At 65.6% G+C, this 17,728-nt stretch carries 10 protein-coding genes and 1 tRNA gene; 3 read left to right on the top strand and 8 right to left on the bottom strand.

What is annotated here, in order from left to right:
- Positions 1–26: 26 nt before the first annotated feature.
- Both ACOQPH_RS02830 and ACOQPH_RS02825 read right to left on the bottom strand, forming a co-directional pair.
- A complete protein-coding gene (locus tag ACOQPH_RS02830) occupies positions 27–899 on the bottom strand; it encodes an amidohydrolase family protein (protein ID WP_420623235.1) in 873 nt (290 codons plus the stop codon).
- On the bottom strand, positions 899–1,987 hold the full coding sequence (locus ACOQPH_RS02825; RefSeq protein ID WP_420623234.1) for a 4-oxalomesaconate tautomerase: 1,089 nt from the start codon (positions 1,985–1,987) through the stop codon (positions 899–901). The genes ACOQPH_RS02830 and ACOQPH_RS02825 overlap by 1 nt, the downstream gene beginning before the upstream one ends.
- A 494-nt stretch (positions 1,988–2,481) precedes the next feature.
- Between ACOQPH_RS02825 and ACOQPH_RS02820 the strand changes: the two genes are divergently transcribed.
- Complete coding sequence (locus tag ACOQPH_RS02820) at positions 2,482–8,961, top strand: fibronectin type III domain-containing protein (protein ID WP_420623233.1); 6,480 nt, start codon at positions 2,482–2,484, stop codon at positions 8,959–8,961.
- Between the two features lie 260 nt (positions 8,962–9,221).
- On the opposite strand, the gene ACOQPH_RS02815 is transcribed toward ACOQPH_RS02820, so the two are convergent.
- From ACOQPH_RS02815 to ACOQPH_RS02805, 3 genes are all read right to left on the bottom strand, one after another.
- Positions 9,222–9,905, bottom strand: a complete 684-nt coding sequence (locus ACOQPH_RS02815; RefSeq protein ID WP_420623232.1) for a 4-carboxy-4-hydroxy-2-oxoadipate aldolase/oxaloacetate decarboxylase — start codon at positions 9,903–9,905, stop codon at positions 9,222–9,224.
- Complete coding sequence (locus tag ACOQPH_RS02810) at positions 9,905–10,960, bottom strand: amidohydrolase family protein (RefSeq protein ID WP_420623231.1); 1,056 nt, start codon at positions 10,958–10,960, stop codon at positions 9,905–9,907. The genes ACOQPH_RS02815 and ACOQPH_RS02810 overlap by 1 nt, the downstream gene beginning before the upstream one ends.
- A 492-nt stretch (positions 10,961–11,452) precedes the next feature.
- The gene (locus ACOQPH_RS02805; protein ID WP_420623230.1) at positions 11,453–11,779 is read right to left on the bottom strand and encodes a ribbon-helix-helix protein, CopG family; all 327 of its coding nucleotides are present in this window, start codon (positions 11,777–11,779) and stop codon (positions 11,453–11,455) included.
- A 105-nt stretch (positions 11,780–11,884) separates the two neighbouring features.
- On the opposite strand from ACOQPH_RS02805, the gene ACOQPH_RS02800 reads away from it, so the two are divergent.
- Entirely contained in the window at positions 11,885–12,748 is an 864-nt protein-coding gene (locus ACOQPH_RS02800) for an alpha/beta fold hydrolase (RefSeq protein ID WP_420623229.1), read from the top strand.
- A gap of 30 nt (positions 12,749–12,778) precedes the next feature.
- On the opposite strand, the gene ACOQPH_RS02795 is transcribed toward ACOQPH_RS02800, so the two are convergent.
- Positions 12,779–12,852 (bottom strand) — tRNA-Val (locus tag ACOQPH_RS02795).
- A 67-nt stretch (positions 12,853–12,919) separates the two neighbouring features.
- Here ACOQPH_RS02795 and ACOQPH_RS02790 point away from each other — a divergent pair.
- A complete protein-coding gene (locus tag ACOQPH_RS02790; protein WP_419552566.1) occupies positions 12,920–14,230 on the top strand; it encodes a cytochrome P450 in 1,311 nt (436 codons plus the stop codon).
- A gap of 20 nt (positions 14,231–14,250) precedes the next feature.
- On the opposite strand, the gene ACOQPH_RS02785 is transcribed toward ACOQPH_RS02790, so the two are convergent.
- Both ACOQPH_RS02785 and ACOQPH_RS02780 read right to left on the bottom strand, forming a co-directional pair.
- Positions 14,251–16,182 carry a CotH kinase family protein gene (locus ACOQPH_RS02785; RefSeq protein WP_420623228.1) on the bottom strand — a complete coding sequence of 644 codons (1,932 nt, stop codon included), beginning with the start codon at positions 16,180–16,182 and terminating at the stop codon, positions 14,251–14,253.
- A 341-nt stretch (positions 16,183–16,523) separates the two neighbouring features.
- Positions 16,524–17,702: a 4-oxalomesaconate tautomerase gene (locus ACOQPH_RS02780; RefSeq protein WP_420623227.1), complete on the bottom strand. Its 1,179-nt coding sequence runs from the start codon at positions 17,700–17,702 to the stop codon at positions 16,524–16,526.
- Between the last annotated feature and the right edge of the window lie 26 nt (positions 17,703–17,728).

Genomic DNA, 17,728 nt, shown 5'->3' with positions numbered 1-17,728 from the left:
GGCAGTCCTCTTCTCGACTCTCAACTTCAGCCGAAGTCGTACAGCGTCTCGGGATTGGCGACCAGAATCTGGTGGCGAACGCCCTCGTCGGGGGCGAATGATGCGAGCACATCGACGAGGTCGCCGTCGTCGGGCATGTGCCGCACGTTGGGATGGGGCCAGTCGGTGCCCCACAGGATCCGGTCGGGCGCCACAGCGATGAGCGCCTGCGCGTAGGGCACGACATCGTCATAGGGCGGAGTCCCGCCGGCTGTGAGCCGTTCTGCACCGGACACCTTCACCCAGGCGCGCTCATCGCACATCAGCCCGAGCAGGGCTGCGAATGGCTCCTGCCCCGCCCCAGCCGCCGCGTCCACCCGAGCCATGTGGTCAATGACATAAGGGCACGGCATGCGGTCGAGCAGCCAAGCGTAGGTCGGCAGATCCTTCGCGTCGAAGTGCAGCACGATGTGCCAGCCGAAGGGCTGCACCCGGCCCACAAGCCGCCAGAACACGTCGAGGTCGGGCGCACCGCCGAGGTGGGCCACGAAGTTGAAGCGGGTTCCTCGCACGCCTGCGTCGTGCAACGCTGCGATGTCGGCCTCGCTGAACGACTCGTCGATCATCGCGACGCCCGCATAGCGGCCCTTGCCCCGCACGAGCGCATCCACCATGGCCGCGTTGTCGGTGCCGTGGCAGCTTGCCTGCACAAAGACCGCCCGCGACAACCCCAAGCGCTCCTGCAGCACCTCGAAGTCGTCGATGCCGGAGTCGGGCGGGGTGTAGGTGGCCTCGGGCGCGAAGGGGAACCGGTGCGCAGGCCCGAAGATGTGGCAATGCGCATCGGTCGCGCCGGGCGGTGGCGTGAACGCTGCCGGTGCGTGCGGCGAGGGATGCGGCGGCAGGATCGTGGGTTGCATCAGGAGCCCCGGGGAATCGCTGCGCTGCTCGGGAAGACAACACCGTCGAACAATTTTCGGGCTGTGCGGACGATGCCTGAGCGCCCCACGACCGGGCCGTCCGGACCGTCCGCGAGCTCCACCTGTGCGGCGAAAATGCCCGTCGGGTGCTCGATCTGGACGAGGTCCGGGTCAGTTCGGGGCCCCAGCAACTCCGAGCCGGTGCCGCCGGGCAGCCGCAGTGCCGTCGCCACGCTGACCGCGCCCAGCACACCGATGGCGTCATGGCAGCGGTGCGGGATGAATGTCCGCGTGCAGATGCTGCCGCCCGCTCGGGGTGCCGACACCAGCGTCATCTTCGGCACCGTCGTTCCGCTCACGTCGCCGAGGTTCATCAGCTTGCCTGCTTGACAACGGATGCTCTCGAGCCGCTCCCGGAACGGCTGATTGGCTTCCAGCACCGCCGGATCCTCGTCTCCTGCGATCTGGAGATCTGCCGCCCGCAGCACCACGGTCGGCATGCCGTTGTCCACACAGGTCATCTCGACGCCGTCGATCACGTCGGCCGCCGCGCCGGTCGGCAGCAGCGCGCCGCATGTCGAGCCGGCAGTGTCTGCGAAGTCCAGGCGAACCTCCGCTGCGGTGCCTGGCACTCCCGAGATCACCGTCTCGCCGTCATAGACCGGACGGCCTCTGTCCAGCGGAAACGTCGCCGTTGCCAGCGAGTCGCTGTTCACCATGCGGATGCGCACCTGCGCCTGCGTGCCCGAAGCGGCGATCAGGCCCCGCTCGATGGCGAAGTGCCCGACGCCGGCCAGCAGGTTGCCGCAGTTCTGCCGGTCGCTGACCGAGCCATCCTCGACGCCGACCTGCAGGAACAGGTAGTCCACATCAGCCTCGGAATCCTCGGACCGCGACACCACGGCCACCTTCGAGGTCAGCGGATGCGCCCCGCCGATGCCGTCGATCTGGCGCGGGTCGGGCGAGCCCATAATCCGCGCCAGCAGCACATCGCGCTCGTCGGGATCGTCAGGCAACTCGTCGGCCATGAAGTACGCACCCTTGGATGTGCCGCCCCGCATGACCATGCAGCGCACGCCTGCCGACATCGCTCCGATGCTATGACCCGTGACGCGTTGCTCCGCAAGGATTCCGGAAGGCCTGCTCACGCCTCGGAAACGTTAATGCAGGAACCACAATCGATCACTTCGATCAGCACCTGGCGAGGTACGCCTTGGGAGCGCTCGGCGCGCCCGCCTGGCCGAACTCGTCATGGAGGACCCGAAGACCTTATCAAGGTGTTGCGACGACCACTTGAATCCGCCGTGTGCTCACACAATCGAAATGGTGCATGTTAGGATGAGTTCTTAGCAGGATGCTGAAAAAGCCGGTTTCGGCCAATCGGCCACTCCTCTGACCAGCGGCTTTGCCTCCGCCAGTCCGCGATATTGGCACTTATTCAGCAGCCTGCTAGAGCAGTCACATTGGCACAGGAGGGCGGCGTGCTCACACGATCCCATCACCACAACTCGCAGGCGCACGACCGGCCGCCGGTCCCCCCCCCCCCCGGATTTCTCTTGCCTCGGCTTGCCGGAGGTAGGTCATGACCGCCTCCCGGCGCCTTGCGCCGCTCCCCCTGCCGCTCATCGGGCTGCTCGCCCTGCTGGCGCTGGTGCTGGGCGGCGTGCTCCTCTGGTCGACGCAGGCGGAGGCGCAAAGCCAGCGCGATCTCGTGGGAAACCTAAATCAAGCGAACAGTGACACCCTCAGCACCGGTGGCAACGACCATGCGCAGCTCTTCCGCACGGCCGGCGGCGACACCTACACGCTCACCCATGTGTTCATCGACTCCGGCGATGCAGAGGGCGACGACTTCGATGTCGAGATCTGCGAGGCGGACACCACCGACGACGAGTTTCCAACCGCCGACTGCACGGCCCTGACGGTGCCGGTCAGCTTCGCGGCCGAGTTGCTTCTCTTCTCGCACGACGGCCTCGCCCTCTCGGCGAACACCAACTACGTGGTGGTGATCAAGCAGCGCGGCACCGGCAGCGTCACGCTCAACACCACCACCTCCGCCGGAGAAGACGCGACCGGTCTCACGGGCTGGAACATCAAAAACAAGTTCGATTGGAACAACGGCGGCACATGGCAGCAAAAGAGCGGGGGCGACGAGGCGTTCTTCATGAACGTCCGTGGCTATAGAACGCCGAACCAGGACGCCACCGGCCTGCCGAGAGTCCTGGCTTCCGCGGAGGGCGCCCACTACCTGTTTGCCGACACTGTGGGCATTGCCGACGCTAACGGGCTCCCCTTTACAGGCGACATAGGCGATGTCATCGAGTTCACCTACTCCTACCAGTGGATCCGGGTCGACGGCGCGAACGAGACCGATATCGGCACCGACTCACCCAGGTACGAGCTCGTCGACGACGACATCGGCAAGCTGATCAAGGTGGAAGTCTCGTTCACGGACCGGCACAACTACTCGGAGTCTGTGACCAGCCTGCCGTTCGGCCCGGTCACCGAACCGGCCGGCCCGTCGCAGACCAGGACGCTGGTCAGCAACACCGGCCAGTCGACGTCGGCCACGGCGGCGATCGCCCAGCAGTACGCCATGGAGTTCATGTTGGGCAGTCACGGCCAGGGCTACGAGATCTCCAGCGTCTCGATCGAGTTGGCGGCGGTCCCGTCGTCTGGTCTGACCGTCTCGCTGTGGATCGGCGACCACTCCAGTCAGAGCGGGGAACCGGAAACCAAGCTGTTCGACTTCAAGAACCCGCCCTCGTTCGTCGTCGGCGCCAACAAGTTCACGGCTCCGGCGGGCGTGATCGCGTACCCGGGTGTCAAGTACAACATCGTGCTGTCGGGTTTCGGCGCCTCGCTGTCGATCAAGGAGACGACGTCGGACGCTGAGGACGCCGGCGGCGAGGCGGGAGCCGAACTCAGGGACACCGCGAGGGTCCGAGCGTTGAGTGAGACTGGACGCTGGGGTACTTCGGTCACCCCGCGCGACGACGTGCTGCGCCTGGCCGTCGAGGGCTCGAGGCGGGCCAGCGGCATCCTGGCCTCGACCTACGCCCAACCCTGGGAGGGTGACCAGGAAGTCATCTCGATTGGCGACATCTGCTGTTTGCGCATGGGTGCCGGAGAAGCGGACCGCTACCTCGTCCGCGGTTTCTCATGGCGCTCGGACGACACCACAGAATTGTCCGGCGGCATCACCAACCCGTGGCACCTGCTCGACGGCACGAGCGACACGAGCACCAAGCTGTTCAGGCTGATCAATACACGCCACCAAGCAGGCATAACTGAATGGACGGCTCCGCAAGGCGCGACCGTGGCAGGAGGAAGCAGCAACACATACACCTTCAGGCAGGATCTTGAAGACCCGTATGGTCTTGGTGTCGGCACGAGAACGGGCCAGGCCCTCATCCGCATATACGGCGTCTCCGAAGGGTATGACGCGCCGACGGCGCCCGGCGTGACCCTCTCAGACCATGGCGATGTTGCGACTCCCCATGCACCGATGTCGGCCGTCCTCGGCGTGCCGCTGTACGCGATGGCGCAGAACCTGGGCCAGACCGACAACAGCTACGTCTCCCTCGGCGGCACCAACAAGGTGCTGTCGCAGGGCTTCACGACCGGTCCCGACGCGGGCCGCTTCGAGCTGCGGGGCATCGGCATCAACATCGAAGGCTCCGGCAGTAATTTCCCTGACGGTCCGACGTCGGTGTCGGTGGCCGTGCACGCCTCTACGGGCGGGGAGCCGGGCGCGAAGCTGTTCGACCTCGTCAGTCCCACCGAATACGGGGCGGGCCACAGCTTCTTCGAGGCGCCGCCGAGAACGACGCTGGAGGCGAGCACCACCTACGTGATGGTGTGGAGCCACCTCGGCGGCACCGAGCACAGGTTGCAGAAAACCTCAACCGATAGCGAGGACTCGGGCGCGGCCTCAGGCTTCAGCATCGCGAACGTGTTCTATCAGGGTGCCGACCTTGCCAACCTGGTCGTGAACGGCGATGTGTTGGAGATCGCGGTGTACACCAATCGGGACTTCACCCCGCCCAAGCGGCGGGTGACCGGCTTTGACCTGCACAGCGACAACGCCGACCCTGAGGGGGTCTGGGGCAACGACGACACCATCTGGGTGGTCAACGACGGACTCGGCGCCGCGGGCAACAAGATTTTCGCCTACAAGCGCGTCGACGGCTCCCGCGACTCCGGCAAGGATTTCGAGACGCTGCACGCCGCCGGCAACCGGGATGCGCGCGGGATGTGTTCCGACGGGACCACCATGTTCGTCGCCGACAGCGACGACGACAAGGTTTACGCCTACAAGATGTCGGACGAGTCGCATGACTCGGCCAAGGACATCACCCTGGCAGCGGCCAACAGCGAGGCCACGGGTGTGTGGTGCAATGCCGGCACCATCTGGGTGGCCAACGACGCCACCGGCTCGGGCAACAAGGTCTTCGCCTACAAGCGCTCGGACAGAACCCACGATTCCGCCAAGGACATGGAGTCGCTGTTCGTGTCCAGCGCTGCTGCCGATGAGAACGCCCAGGAGCCGCGCGGGCTGTGGTCCAACGCCACGACGATGTTCGCGACCGACAGCGAGGACGACAAGGTCTACGCCTTCAAGCTGTCCGACGAGTCCCAGGACTCCTCCAAGAACATCGCGCTCGACTCTGGCAACGACGCCGCCCGCGGGCTCTGGTTCGACGGCCGGGTGCTGTGGGTGGTCGACGCCACCGACGACAAGCTCTACGCCTACGACCTGCCCGGCGCCCAGCCGGGCAACGACCCCGCGGACGGCGCGCCGGCGGTCACCGGCGCCCTTTTTCAGGGCGAAACGCTGACTGCCGACACATCCGGCATCACCGACGCCACCGACGGCCTCGCCTACGTCTACTACCACTACCAGTGGATACGGATCGACGGTGCCGACGTGACCGAGCTGGACGGCGAGACCGGCCCGACGTATACCACGACCGCTGACGACGTGGACAACAACATCCAGGTGCGGGTGGTCTTCGACGACGACCCCGGCTACCGGGAATACCCGCGCTACAGCCCCCAGGTCACGGTGGCGGAAGTACCCCCGGAGGTGACCTCAGTCGCTCTGACCTCGACCCCGGGCGGCGACAGCACCTACGCCATCGGCGACTCGGTGACCGCGACCGTGACTTTCGACAAGGCGGTGGACATCACCGGCTCGCCCCAACTGACGCTCCTGTTCGGCACGACCGACAAGACAGCGAGCTGCGCCGCCGCCACCAACACCACCACGATGGCGTGTTCATACACCGTCGTGGCGGGCGACACCGCGCCTTCCGGCGTGGGAATCAAAGCGAACTCCCTCGTTCTCAACAGCGGCACGATCTACGCGACCGGCAGCACGACGAACAGCGCGACCCGGACCCACTTGGTGCTTGCCCTCCAGTCCGGCCACAAGGTAGACGGCATACGCCCGACGCTGGTGATCACCGGCAGCGACGCTCCGAGGTCCTCAACTGACGGGACCAAGATCATCCTGACATTCAGCAAGGACCTCTCCAATGTCGACCGTACCAAGATCAAGGTGATGGAAGGAACCACGACACTGTCGACAACCGCAGCCTCATCAACGGACGAAGTCGTGACCGTAACCTTGGCCACCGCGCTCCTGAGCACCTCGGGAGCAATCACCGTAGAGCTCGACGCAGACGCCGTCACGGACGTTCCCGGCAACGGCAACCTGGCGCAGTCCAGCACCTCTGTCATGGTCAACCTGCAGGCCACTCCGCTGGCGCCGACCGACCTGGCGGCGACGGCGGCCCCCGACGAGACGCCTCAGCTTGCTGTCACGCTGACCTGGACCCCTCCGGCCTCCGACGGCGGCAGCGCCATCACCTCGCACCAGTACCGCTACTACAGGAACAGCGGCTCCTTCGGCAACTGGACCACCATCTTCAACAGCGCGGCCAACGGAGTGAATGCGACCTCTTTTACCGTCAAGGGACTCAGTGCCGTAAACAACGCTGGAACAACATTCACGTTCGAGGTCCGGGCCATCAACGCCAACGGCAGCGGCACCGAGTCCGACCAGGCCACGGCGACGATCGACGCGCCTAGCAAGCCCGGCAATTTGGAAGCCACTGCAGGGGACGGCCAGGTGGCACTCACCTGGACAACTCCTGACAACTTTGGCAGCCGGATCCTGAGGTATGAGTACTCAGTCCACGACAGTAACCTCGGAATATTCGTCGTCAACCTTTACACAACCATGCCGGGCAGCGACGCAGGCACGACGGATTTCGCTGTCACCAGTCTCACCAACGGACACCAACACACAATCGGAGTACGGGCCGTCAACACGGTCGGGCCAGGCTTCTCCCAACTACTCCATAACGTCGTCCCGGCGACTTTCCCGACGGCGCCCAGCAACCTCAGGGCAGAGCCCGGGGACCAGCAGGTGCGCCTGATCTGGGCCGCGCCGACGTTCAACGGCGGGGTCGCCATCGACGGCTACGAGTACCAGCAGAGGACAGGCAACGGCGCCTACGGCTCGTGGACCGACATCTCCGGCGCCGACGAGAACACCACCGAGCACACCGTGACCGGCCTCACCAACGGGACCAGCTACAGCTTCAAGGTGAGGGCCAAGAACCCTGTGGGCGGCGAGGGCCCGGCCTCCAACGAGGTCACCGAGGTCCCGGTGACGGTGCCCAGCGCCCCGCAGGGCTTCGACGCCACCGCGGGCAACGCCAAGGCGCGCCTGGACTGGTCGGCGCCAGCCTCTGACGGCGGCAACCCGATAGTGGGCTACGAATACCGCTACAGGGCCGGGAGCGGCTCGTTCACCGCCTGGGCCGACGTCCCGGGAAGCAACGTCAACACCACGTTCTACTTCGTGACCGGTCTGGTCAACGGCACGGTCCACACCTTCGAGGTCCGGGCCAGGACCGCGACCCTCAAGGGCGCAGCCGCATCGGACACCGCAACCCCGATGGCGGTGGCGCCGGACGCGCCCTCGGTGACGGTCGAGTCCCGGAACACAGCCCTCTACGTCACCTGGAGCGTCGCAGACGACGGCGGCAGCGACATCACCGAGTACCAGGTCCAGTGGAAGTCGGGCTCGCAGAGCTTCGACGCCACCCGCCAGCAGGCCGGGATAACCGGCCGCTCCACGACGATCACCGGGCTCACCAACGAGACGGAGTACCAGGTGCGGGTACGGGCCAGGAACACCAGCAGCTGGAGCGGCTGGTCCACGGTCAGGAACGGAACGCCGCGGCCGAAACCGGCGCCGAAGGTCACCATCACCGCCGACGTGACCGAGCCCGTGACCGGGCCGTTCCGGGTGACCTTCACGTTCACCGACACCAACCTCGCCGGCGACGAGAGCTACGACGTCGTGGGCTTCGAGGCGGCCGACATCGGAGCCTGGTACACCAGCGAAGGCACCGAGTCCTACGAGTTCCAGATCACGGACTTCCACACGGAGACCCCCGGGCAGGTGTACAGCGCCCTGGTGGACGACGTCATCGACGGCAAGCTGTGGATCGACGTCCCCGGCGGCGCCGTCCAGTCCTCCAATGACGGCCAGGACAACGTCTTCGCCTTCGAGACCTGGCAGGTAGACGCGCCCGATCCTGCGCCCGCTCCCGAAGGAGCCGCAATCTGGAGCGAAACCCTCACCGTCGGCGGCCAGTACCCCGACGGTTTAGACACCGGCCACATGGGCTATTTCGTCGGCTGGTCCAAGCAGACCGGCAGAGACGAACGATTCGGCGCCCTGACCGACAACAGCTTCAGCTTCGGCGGGGGATCCCGCGAGGTGCTGGAACTGAGCTACACGCCGGGCTGGCGTCTCGTGCGGCTGCGGCTGTGCCCAAGGCCGATATTCGCGCCCCGCACCTTCGAGCTGCGCCTGGGCGACGACGACAAGTGGCTGGAGTTCCACGGCGAGAATATGAGGCACTGGGACTTCGGCCGCACCATCGACGGAGTCCGCCAGCAGTGCCGGGGGTACGACTGGGGGCCGGTGATCCTGGACTGGGAGCACGGCGACTCCATCACCGTGCGCATCACCCGCTAGCCGAGTCTTCAGGTTCGCAAACCACATTCCGGGTTGTCGAACCGAGAGCAGCGGGCACGTCGATGTTCTGTCACCGATGCGGTGCGGGACTTCGCCGTCGAAAGAGGACCGGGCCGGAGGGAAACCAGCCCAACCGCACCAGCGGCTACCCAGATCCTCACAAACAAACGGCTAACACCCGATATAAGCCCCCAGGGATAGGGGAACCCGTCCCGGTGACGACGACCTCAGCCGTCATGACGTGATTCTGCTCTTCGTGATTAATCGACCCACTCCACACCGAGTTCGACGAGCTTCTGGCGCAGCCCGTACATGTCGAGCCCCAATTCCCCGGCTTGCAGGCGAGCCCGGCTGCCCTCTTCGTTGGCGAGCCGGGCGTTCGACTGGTCAAGTGCCCAGGCGGCCTCGCCCCGCGGCACGGCAACGACGCCGTCATCGTCGGCGCAGATGACGTCGCCCGGGTTGATGATGATGCCGTCAATGCTGATGGGGACATTGACCGAGCCCGGGGTGTTCTTCACGGTGCCCTCGCAGGACACGTGCCGGGTCCACACGGCGAAGCCCATTGCCCGCAGATCCATCGTGTCGCGGACCCCGGCATCCATCACGAGCCCCACCACGCCTCGAGCCATGAGCGACGACGCCAGCAGGTCGCCGAACATGCCATGTGTCGACGGCGCCGTGTTGGTGACGACCAGGATGTCGCCCGGCTCGCACACCTCGACCGCCGCGTGAATCATGATGTTGTCGCCTGGGTGGGACATCACCGTCACGGCTGAACCTGCCACCTTGATGCCCTGCTGGATGGGCTGCAATTCAGGACCGAGGTAGCCGCGGCGGCCGATGGCTTCGTGCACGGTGGCCGTGCCGGCCTCGCCCAAGCCCGCGATGTTCGCTGAATCCGTCCGTTCGATCGTGCGGATGACAACGTGTCGAGCAGCCATCAGTCCTCCTGGCCTGCTGTCTGAGCGATTTGCTCTTGGGCTTCCAGCGCGCCGGCCAGGCGTGGGTACACCCGCAAGGCATTCTCGCTGAAGATCATGCGGCGGGCCTCATCGGTGAGATCGGCCGCGTCGATGTAGCGCTTGGTGTCGTCGAAGTTGAATCCGGTGGTCGGGTCGACGCCCCGGACGGCTCCCACCATCTCGGACGCGAACAGGATGTTCTGTGGGGGAATCACTTCGACAAGCACGTCGATGCCGGCCTGGTGGTACACGCAGGTGTCAAAGAACACATTGCCCAGCAGCAACTCATCGAGCGGCTGAAGGCCCCTGTCCTGCGCCATGCCACGGAACCGACCCCAGTGGTACGGCACTGCTCCCCCGCCGTGAGGGATCACGAACTTCACGTCGGGATGGTCGATGAACAGATCGGACATCATCATCTGGACGAACGCCGTCGTGTCGGCTCCGAGATAGTGCGAACTGGTGGCGTGGAAGTTCGGATTGCAGGTATCGCTGACGTGGATCATCGCCGGCACATCGAGCTCTGTCATCGCCTCCCACAGGGGCCACCAGTAAGGGTCGCCCAGCGGCGGGCCGGTCCAGAAACCACCGGAGGGATCGGGATTGACGTTGCAGCCGATGAAGCCCATCTCTTCGACACAGCGCCGCAGCTCGCGCACCGAGCTGTCGATCGGAACACCGGGTGACTGAGGCAGCTGGCAGACCGGTACGAAGTTTTCAGGAAATAGATCGCAGACCCGGCGGATGATTTCGTTGCAGTGCTCGGACCAGAAGCGCGAGGTGTGCTCGTTGCCTTCGTGGTGGCCCATCGCTGAGGCCCGTGGCGAGAAGATGGTGAGGTCCGAGCCGCGCTCGCGTTGCAGGCGCAGCTGGTTCTGCTCGATGCTCTCGCGAATCTCGTCGTCGCTGATGTCGAGCACACCCTTAGTGCCGACGTGGGCCGCGTCAGCTTCGAGTGCGGTGCGCTGGGTGGCGCGGTAGCCGCCAAGTTGTGGAGGGGCTGTGGTGTAGTGGCCGTGGCAGTCGATGATCACCCTGGCCTCCCCGTCCAAGTTCTGGCGGCACTCCGGTTGCGCACTCTGCTGCGCGCTTCGGGGAGCGACTTCAGTCGCTGAATAGATCGTAGGCGAGCGGTCAGGTTGGCCCCCCGGAATGCCGCTGCTGTTCGCCTCGGGCCGGACACCGATTACCGAGCAGGGGCGACTCGGCAGCCGCAACGCCCCGATCCATTGGGGTCAAGAAATGTTCGACCAGGGGGGCATCGTCCGCGAGTTCGTCAAATGGGACAACGAGCTGGACGCCCGACGGCTCGTACGTGTTCTCGAACCCGATGGCAGTCCACCACGCCGCGGCCTCACAGGGTCTCGGACTGCTCACGTTGATCGCCGATAACCGGGTCTGGAACGAGCCATCGAGATCTGCAGCACCGGCCGTCAAGCCCTCATATCAGTCCACGTGTCCTACCCCGACGCAGCCATCCACTAAACCGGCGGCACTACGAGGTTGCCCGCGTTGAGGGACGATGCCTAGGTGACGGCGAGGTAGTGCCGCAGCGCCTTCCGGATGATGTCGCTCGTCGTCGTTCCCGCCGATTGGGCCGCCCGCGTGACGCGGTCCCGAAGTTCGGGGTCGATGCGCACCGGAACGACATCAGCTGGCGCTGAGCCCAGAGGTGGTCGACCACGCCGACGGATCTTCAGCGCTTCGACGTCATAGTTCGTCGCCTCGACCTCATCGGCGAGCGCGTCGAGTTCGCCGTCTTCGAGGTCAATGACGGTGAGTGCATTGCGTATTGCATGGAAAATCGCCTGCTCGTCGAGTCCGCGCCTATGCGCCGAGCTGTGGAATTGCACAGCAGCTCAACGTATTACGAAATACTCGCGAGTCTGCTGACAATTTCTCGACCCCAGCGTTGCGGCATGCTGTGCGCCCATCTAGCGGCGGAAGAGCCAAGGACCATGGCAGATCCCACAGCAGTCCGCAACACAGTTATCGAGGCGAACGGGCTTCGATTCACCGCGGATGTGGCGGGCCCGGATGAGGGCCCGGCAGTCCTGCTGTTGCATGGCTTTCCTCAGACTCGCCACACCTGGCGTGCCGAATTGACCGCACTTGCGGCGGCGGGGCACCGGGCATGCGCGCCCGATCAGCGTGGCTACTCCGCAGGTGCCCGCCCCGACGGCATCGACAACTACCGCGTCGAACTGCTGGTCGCCGATGCGCTGGGGATCGCCGACAGCCTGGGCGCTGATCGATTTCACATCGTCGGACACGACTGGGGTGGAGCGCTGGCGTGGTTCATAGCAGCACATCTTCCCGAGCGAATCATCTCGCTGACCGTCATCTCGCGGCCCCATCCCGCGGCATTCATGGCAGCCATGCGTGACGACCCCGATCAGCCCCATCGCTCCCGCCATCACCCGGCATTCCAGCGCCCCGAGGCAACCGATGCGCTGTTGGTCGACAACGCCGGAGCACTTCGGCGTGCAATGGCTCGCAACGCCGTTCCCGAGGCCGACATCGATGCCTATCTGGACACGCTCTCCGACCGGGAGGCTCTCGAGGCGGCGGTCAACTGGTATCGGGCAATGGGTCAGTCGAGTATCCAGTCCAGCGATACGCCAGCAATCACCGTGCCCACGATGTTTGTGTGGAGGAACGAGGACGTCACGGTCGGTCGCATGGCCGCAGAGAACACGGCGGATTATGTGACCGGCCCGTACCGCTTCGCTGAAATTCCGGGCGTCAACCACTTCGTCACCGACGAAGCGCCCGGCGCTTTCACCGAGCTGTTGCTCGATCACCTCGCCGAGCATGGGTGAACTCCCACGCCTAGACCGGCACCGATTGTGTGGGCGATACTGGACTCGAACCAGTGACCTCTGCCGTGTGAAGGCAGCGCTCTAACCATCTGAGCCAATCGCCCGTGGGCCGACGATGATAGGCGTTGCCGGAACCGGCGAGCGCACGACGGTCCACAGGAAGGCAGCTCGGTGAGCACAGACTCGTACCACACCGCACCAGATCGGTTGGCGCCCCCACCGCCGGGCTGCCCGGTGCACGAGAGCTGGTCGCCTCTCAGCGATGAGTACCTGGCCGATCCGTACCCCATCGCCAACCAGTTGCGTGAGGATCACCCGGTCTTCTACGCCGCCGAGATGGGTCACGTGGTGGTGACACGCATGGCCGACATCGAGGCCGTGTTCATGGACCCCGACACCTATGCCTCATCCAATGTGCAAGACCCCATCTTCCCGCTGGCTTCGGAGGCGGCCGAAGTGCTGTCCGCCCCGGACTACAACCCCCAGGCGGTCATGTCGAACCGGGCCGAGCCCGACCACGGGCGAATCCGCGTCCACACCCGCGGCGGGTTCTCGGTACGTCGGCTGCGCACGCTCGAGGACTACATGCGCTCCCGGGCCGCCGAGTTGATCGACGAGATGGTGGCTGGCGAACGGCCGGCTGACTACGTCAAGGCCGTGGCATTCCCGCTGCCAGCCGAGATCGTGTTCCGCTTCATCGGTTTCCCGCCCCAAGACGACCTGATGCTCAAGTCGTGGTGCGTCAACCGCAAGGCTTTCGCCTGGGGCAAACCCACGGCCGCCGAGCAGGCCCACATGGCCGAAGGAATGCTGGCGTACTGGCGCTACTGCCGTGAATTCGTGGCCGAGCGCCATCGCAACCGCACCGACGACTTCTGCTCGGAACTGCTCGACGCCCACGACGCCGATCCGGATCCCGAAGGCGGCACCGGCCTCACCTACCGAGAAGTCGAGTCGATCATCTACGGGATCTCATTCGCCGGCCACGACCCGGTCACCAACTTGCTGTGCAACACGCTGCGCTGCCTGCTGCCTCGGCGCGACCAATGGGACGCCCTGTGCGCCGACCCATCGCTCATTCCCACGGCAGTCGAGGAAACCCTGCGATTCGACTCCAGCCAGGTGGCCTGGCGCCGGGTGACCACACGTGACACCGAGCTTGGCGGGGTGCAGTTGCCGAAGGGCACGCGGGTTTTCCTGAACTTCGCAGCGGCGAACCGCGAGCCGTCTGCGTTCGCCGACACCGACAGCTTCGATGTCAACGGCTACGACTTCAACCGACCCGACCCGCACCGCCACATCAGCTTCGGCAAGGGCATCCACTTCTGCCTGGGAGCGAACCTGGCCCGGATGGAGGCTCGGATCGCACTCGAGATCCTGACCCAGCAGGTGTCCTCGCTGCGGCTGCCGCCCCAGGACTACTGGTCGTTCCCGAACATCACCTTCCGGGGTCCCGAGGAACTCTGGCTCGACTGGGACTGAAATCGGCCAGCATCGACGACCTACCCGTCGGGGGCGTCGACTTCGCTGGGAGCCAGGGAAGATCCGTATACGCCGGAGAAGGTGCCGACGATGGCTGCGCCGGGTGTCGTCCCCGCCGTCGACAGTTCAAGCACACCCTCGGTGAAGGGCGAGAACCAGTCCGGCGTCGACGCTCCGGGCGGGATGGACCATATTCCTCCCGCGATGGCGTCTGCGCCGATGACCAGCGTGGCTCCCGCCGCCAACAGGTCCAGTTCCACGGCCAGCGTCATCCCGGAGACGGAGCCGTCGTCGTTGAGTCCCGCAACGACGATCGACGCGGGCTTGTCAACCTCCGGAAGCAGGACACTCTCCTGCGGGCTGGAGTGACCGGCTGAAACTCCCACGCGCTCGGTCGATTCCTCGAACCCGTTCAGCATCAGGTTGTCGATCGTCCCGTTCTCCAGGGGGTTGGGACTCAGGTTGCTTCCCCAGGTCGTCTGGAAGGTGACGTCCAGGGTTCCCGACTGGGCAACAGGCGGGATGTACGCCGGCTCGGGCCAGTCGGGCGGCGTGGGCGTCAGGTCTGCGAGGATTTCGCCTCTGCGCTTCAGGATGAACTTGCGCACCCGCTCGGTGTCGGCGGCGGCGGTCGCTTTGTCCTCTGGGAGGGCGTGCTGTTGCACGATGGCGGCCATGTTGTCCACTGCAGCCAGCAGCTCGTCCTCGGCCCAGACGGTGTCCAGGATCTCGGTCAGTCGGGCGGCGTATTCGACCCGCCAGTCGGGGTTGTTGTACAGGCGGTTCGGGATGGCCGTGAGGGCCAGCACCGACGGGGGCGGGTTGGAGATGTTGTCGAAGGGATTGGGGTCGTCCTTCAAGTGGAAGGTGTCGTCGGTGCCCCACGGTATGAACACGAAGGGGCCGTTGGGCTCCCGGTAGAAGTGATAGTTGTTGCGGTCGCCGGCGTACCCGTCCCAGTGCCCCACCAGCACCTCCGTCGCCCAGAACGAGAGGAACCGGTCCAGGTCCACGATCTCGCCCAGCGCCTCCAGGCCGGCGTCTGAGGGGTCCCCCAGGGCCGCCACCATGGCGTCGATGTCGGACCAGTCGGCGGCGTCTTCGTTGGTCTTCTTCTCTATCGTGCCGCGGTATTCCGGTGTGAAGTCGCTGACCGTACCCTCGTACAGGTTGCCCGCCGCGCTCTCGAAGTGGCGTGACAGGAACGGGGCCTTGATTTCCTCGACGTGGACGTAGAGCCCCAGGTTCTTTCCGTTGACCGACACGGTGGCGAAGTTGCAGCGCGGCGCGGGACTGCCGGCGGCGGCGAAGACCCGGTACGACAGGCAGGTATTGATCATCGAGGGGTCCTGGACGCTGTTGTTCAGGGTCATCCGCTCCATGACCCCGCCGAGCGACTGGTCGTCCACGTACTTGTCGAAGCGGAGCTTGAGGGCCGGCTTCGTGTCGCTCCGGGAGCCGAGGAACCCCTTCTTGCGCACGCCGACGTCGGCGTGGGTCTCGCCGTCCACCGTCACCGTGGCCCCGAACCAGTCATAGATGTCGGCAAAGGGCCGGGACAGGCCGTACTTGTTGATTTCTGCGATCACGTCCTCGAACGTCCGGGTCTGGTGGCGCAGCGTGTCCCAATCCTCCTCAGCGATCTCGATGGTGATGTCCAGCACGCGCTCGAGGGCGAAGTAGGCATCGCTGGGGTGGGCTTCGGCGACGTCTTGTCGTGTCGGGGCGGGAGTGGCTGTCGGAGCAGGCGCCGGTTCGGTGCCGCTGGTCTCTACGCCCGACGGGTCGCTTGTGGCGTCTGTCGCCGGGTCGCCTGTGGCGGTCGTGGTGGGGGCGGACGTCTGTGCTGCGGGAGTCGCGGGAAGGGACCCTTCAGCGTCGTCGGTCTCGCTCCCACATCCGGCCGCGAAGATCGCTAACGCTGCCACCACAGCGGCAAGGCGCCTACGCATCGCCACAGGCTAAGAGGCCGGGTGGATGGGTGACATCTGTAAAAGCTGCCGTCGAGCGTTCTCTGTGCAAATTTGCCGCCTGTAGCGGCATTTCTGCGCAAAGTCGAGAACAGCGGGGCTGCCGGGCATCGCCGCCTATCCGCTCAGACTTGAACGGAGCCGCCCGGACGGGCGCAGTCGGTGCCGGTGGCCCTGCCTTTGTGGCAGCGCGAATAGCCCTCCGCCAGCAAGCCACAACGAACCAGCCACGACAAGCCTGCCGCTACGAGGCCGCCACGGCTGTCCCGAGCTACGGGGGTTGCTCAGCTTCGAGGCGGGCGGGTTCGAGGGGCGGCTTGGTTTCAGGCTGGCCAGATGTCGATGGGCACGTAGGCCATCCCAGCCATGATCTTGCGGGCCGTGCGGGTGACACCGCCTGCGTGAATGCGGACGCCATCGGCGAGTCGCCCCGCCAGCAGCGAGACATCAAACGTGCCGCTCGGGTGCTCGATTGCGATGTCGACGGGCACGCCACCGACAGCGGCTCCAGTGCCGTCGGGTTGACCCGCCGCCAGAGCTGCCAGCGACGCAGCCACCGTGCCGACCATCACCGAGGCCGCTGCCACGCAGATCGCACCGGAGACCGCATGGGTCGGATGGCACTGCGTCGGCGTGAAGTAGCGAGAAGCAATGGTGCCGCCGTGCAGTGGCTCCGACAGCATTCCGAACTTCGGGACGACGCTCTGCGACACGTCGCCGAGACCCATCCGGGCACCGGCCTCACGGCGAATGGTCTCCATCAGGGCCATGAATGCACTGTCGGACTCCAGTTCGTCCGGCGTCTCCCGACCGGTGCAGCCAAGATCCAAAGCCCGCGCCAGCACCATCGGCATCGCTACGTCAATCAGTGTGACCTCGACCTCCGTCGGGCCGTCGGTGCGCCGACCAGCGACCGTGACCACCTCGCTCGTGCGTCCTGTCGGCAGCATCGAGCCGGTAACCGAGCCTTCGATGCCGCGGAATCGCACTTCGATCGGCGCGGCCGTGCCGTCGACTCCGTCGATGGCGCAGTCGCCGTCATAGCTCACCTCGCCGCCCGGCGTCTGGCAGACAACGTCGATGAAGGTGTCGGTGTTCACGTTGCGGACGATCAACGACGTGCTCGGATCTCCCGCTGGCACGAGCCCGTACTCGATGGCGAACGGGCCCACGCCAGCCAGCATGTTCCCGCAGGTCGGCTTGGTGTCCACCGTGCCCCAGACGGGATCTATCTGAGCGAAGAGGTAGTCGACGTCCGCATCGGGATGGCTCGAGGGGCCCACCACGGCCACCTTGCTGGTCACGGTCGTGCCGCCGCCTAGCCCGTCGATCTGCCGTCCCTGGGGCGAGCCCATCACCATGAGCAACACCGCATCACGCACGTCGAGATCGGTCGGCAGATCGTCAGCCAAGAAATAGGGGCCGCGCGACGTGCCGCCGCGCATCAGCACGCACGGGATCGACCGTTGCTGCGTCGGCAAGCCCAATGACCCCAATGACATCGCGGCAGCCTGCCATGCTCAGCGCT

The sequence above is a fragment of the Candidatus Poriferisodalis sp. genome (assembly GCF_965221945.1).
Lineage (GTDB): Bacteria > Actinomycetota > Acidimicrobiia > Acidimicrobiales > Poriferisodalaceae > Poriferisodalis.
This window is presented reverse-complemented; position numbering and strand designations above follow the sequence as displayed.

Excerpts from the sequence above, each read along its gene's own strand:
- ACOQPH_RS02830 (WP_420623235.1), bottom strand. The coding sequence starts at position 899 with ATGCAACCCACGATCCTGCCGCCGCATCCCTCGCCGCACGCACCGGCA.
- ACOQPH_RS02825 (WP_420623234.1), bottom strand. The coding sequence starts at position 1,987 with ATGTCGGCAGGCGTGCGCTGCATGGTCATGCGGGGCGGCACATCCAAG.
- ACOQPH_RS02820 (WP_420623233.1), top strand. The coding sequence starts at position 2,482 with ATGACCGCCTCCCGGCGCCTTGCGCCGCTCCCCCTGCCGCTCATCGGG.
- ACOQPH_RS02815 (WP_420623232.1), bottom strand. The coding sequence starts at position 9,905 with ATGGCTGCTCGACACGTTGTCATCCGCACGATCGAACGGACGGATTCA.
- ACOQPH_RS02800 (WP_420623229.1), top strand. The coding sequence starts at position 11,885 with ATGGCAGATCCCACAGCAGTCCGCAACACAGTTATCGAGGCGAACGGG.
- ACOQPH_RS02785 (WP_420623228.1), bottom strand. The coding sequence starts at position 16,182 with ATGCGTAGGCGCCTTGCCGCTGTGGTGGCAGCGTTAGCGATCTTCGCG.
- ACOQPH_RS02780 (WP_420623227.1), bottom strand. The coding sequence starts at position 17,702 with ATGTCATTGGGGTCATTGGGCTTGCCGACGCAGCAACGGTCGATCCCG.